The 2,672-nt window shown below is 65.4% G+C and carries 2 protein-coding genes; one reads left to right on the top strand and one right to left on the bottom strand.

Annotation, left to right across the window (positions count from 1 at the left end; translation table 11 throughout):
• Positions 1-355 precede the first annotated feature (355 nt).
• Positions 356-1,303 (bottom strand): ring-cleaving dioxygenase, encoded by a 948-nt coding sequence (locus WCB02_RS05095; protein ID WP_423956750.1) that lies wholly within the window; start codon positions 1,301-1,303, stop codon positions 356-358.
• 196 nt (positions 1,304-1,499) lie between these two features.
• Between WCB02_RS05095 and WCB02_RS05090 the strand changes: the two genes are divergently transcribed.
• Positions 1,500-2,672: metallophosphoesterase (locus WCB02_RS05090; protein WP_423956749.1), on the top strand; the 1,173-nt coding region annotated here is incomplete at its 3' end.

The raw sequence follows: 2,672 nt of genomic DNA, 5'->3' as shown, positions 1-2,672 counted from the left end.
GCATTATTCTATCTACCAATGCGCACACGAGGCTGCGGATGCATCGGGCATCCGGCATCCCCCACGCCCTCTCTCCTTCGAGGGCATGAGATTTCGGCATCACTTCGGGCGCATCGCGCCGCGAGAGTGCGAAGGCGTGTCTTGATGACGTGCTGTCTTGAAAAATCAATTCGTGATGCGAAGTCGGGGGCTCGCGTGTCCCTCCGTCAGCATCAGCCCCGCATGCGCCGACGATCCTGGGGCAGGCGTGGCGCCAACACCATCACCGTCGTCCCGGCCTTGAACCGATCACCGCCTCGCCGCCTTGCGCCGGCGTGAGTGACCTCTCGCCGGCCAGACCAGCGCTCCCATGACATCATCCCAGCGGCTTCAATCCGGCTTCGATCTCGGCGCGGCGCGGTTCCAAAAATGGCGGCAGCGCCAGTTTTTCGCCAAGGCTTTCCATCGGCTCGTCGGTGGCAAAGCCGGGACCGTCGGTGGCGATCTCGAACAGGATGCCATTCGGCTCGCGGAAATAAAGGCTGCGGAAATAGAACCGGTTGATCTCGCCGGAGTTGCGCATGCCGAGCTCATTCAGCCGCCGGGCCCAGGCGTGATACTGCGCCTCGTCGGGGGTGCGGAAAGCGACGTGATGCACGCCGCCGGCGCCCTGTTGCGCGATCGGCAAATCCTTATCCTGGATCACATGCAGTTCGGCGGCCAATCCCCCCTCGCCCATCGCAAACACATGAATGCGCGCATCGGCGTCCGGAGCGGCATAGTCGCGCGCGCGGCGCATGTTCATCGCGCCGACCAGAACCTGCTCGGTGCGCACGAGATCCTGCACGTTCAGGACGATCGGCCCAAGGCCGCGAATCTGGTGCTCCGCCGGCACCGCGCTGCCATCCCAAGGCGAAGCCGGGCCGATCCCGCCATCATCGACCAGCACCAGCCGCTGGCCCTCGCCATCCTCGAACGGCAGCGTCAGGCGACCGTCGACCTCGGTGACATCCCCGGTCGGGCCGCCGGCATGCCGCAGCCGATCGCGCCAATAGACGAGGCTCCGTTCGCCGGCGACGCGCAGGCCGGTGCGCGAGATCGAATTGCTGCCGCGCCGCTCGGGAGCAATCGGAAAATCGAAGAAGGTCAGGTCGGTGCCCGGATTGGCTTTGCCGTCGGCATAGAACAGGTGATAGGCGCTGACGTCGTCCTGATTGACGGTCTTCTTGACCAGGCGCATGCCGAGCAGGCCGCTGTAGAATGCCAGATTCTCGCGTGGTTTCGCCGAAATCGCCGTGAGATGATGAATTCCGGTGAGTTGCATGGCATGAGCCTTTCGAGCACGTCGCGGAGAAATGAAGCCCTGCGACACTTGGCCGTCACCGGCGATCATGTAGGATGCGGCGTCGGGACCTGCTAGTGAAGCGCGCCGGCTGGTGAAGACCAGTGGGCGGTATCGTCCTGACGCGTGAGAGCGCGATCTCTCGACAAGCCATCCTCTCGACAAGCCGTCGTCCGACATGTTCAGACCAGCCTTGCCTGTCGTCGCCGTGCTGCTGGCGCTGTGTGGCCCGGCCGCCCGGTGCGCCGCCGAAACGCCCGCCGCCGTCGATCTGCGCATCCTCGCGATCAACGATTTTCACGGCTATCTGCGCCCGCCTGCCGGCGGCATCAGGATCGCCGATCCCGCCGACAAGACCAGGAAGATCGCGGTGCCGGCCGGCGGTTCGGAGACCATGGCGAGCGTCGTGAAGGCGCTTCGCGAAAACCACAGGAACACGATCTTCGTCGCGGCCGGCGACCTGATCGGCGCCAGCCCGTTCTTGTCGGCGATGTTCCACGACGAGCCGACCATCGAGTCGCTCTCCATGATGGGGCTCGAAATCTCCTCGGTCGGCAATCACGAGTTCGACGAGGGCAAGGACGAGCTGCTGCGGATGCAGAATGGCGGCTGCCATCCGACCGACCGCTGCTTGGGGCCGCACCCGTTCACGGGCGCCAAATTCCATTATCTGGCCGCCTCCACCATCGACAAGGCGACCGGCAAGACGCTGTTTCCGCCTTACGAAATCAGGACGTTCGACGGCGTTCCCATCGCCTTCATCGGGCTGGCCTTGAAGGGCACGCCGCAGATCATCTCGCCGTCCGCCGCGGCCGGCCTCGAATTCCGCGACGAGGCCGAGACCGTGAATGCGCTGGTGCCGGAACTGAAGGCGCAGGGTGTCGAGGCGATCGTGGTCCTGATCCATGAGGGCGGCGTTCCGGCCGGCGATTACAACGAGTGTCCGGGCATCTCCGGACCGATCGTCGATATCGTGAAGAAGTTCGACCGTGCGGTCGACGTGGTCATCTCCGGCCACACCCATCAGGCCTATGTCTGCGAGATCGACGGCCGGCTCGTCACCTCCGCCGACAAGTTCGGCACCCTCGTCACCGCGATCGATCTCAAGCTCGACCCGGCGACGCACGACGTCGTCAGCGCCAAGGCCGACAATGTCATCGTCCGGGTCGGCGCCTCGCCGAAGGACCCGGAGCAGACCGCGCTGCTGGCGGCCTACGACAAGGTTGCTTCTCCGATCGCCAACCGCCGCGCCGGCGCGGTCACGGACACGCTGTCGCGCGTCCCCAACGATGCCGGCGAAAGCGCGCTCGGCGACGTCATCGCCGATGCCCAGTTGGCCGCGACCCGGCGC

It is taken from the genome of Bradyrhizobium sp. (assembly GCF_049581145.1).
GTDB lineage: Bacteria > Pseudomonadota > Alphaproteobacteria > Rhizobiales > Xanthobacteraceae > Bradyrhizobium.
This window is presented reverse-complemented; position numbering and strand designations above follow the sequence as displayed.

Excerpts from the sequence above, each read along its gene's own strand:
- WCB02_RS05095 (WP_423956750.1), bottom strand. The coding sequence starts at position 1,303 with ATGCAACTCACCGGAATTCATCATCTCACGGCGATTTCGGCGAAACCA.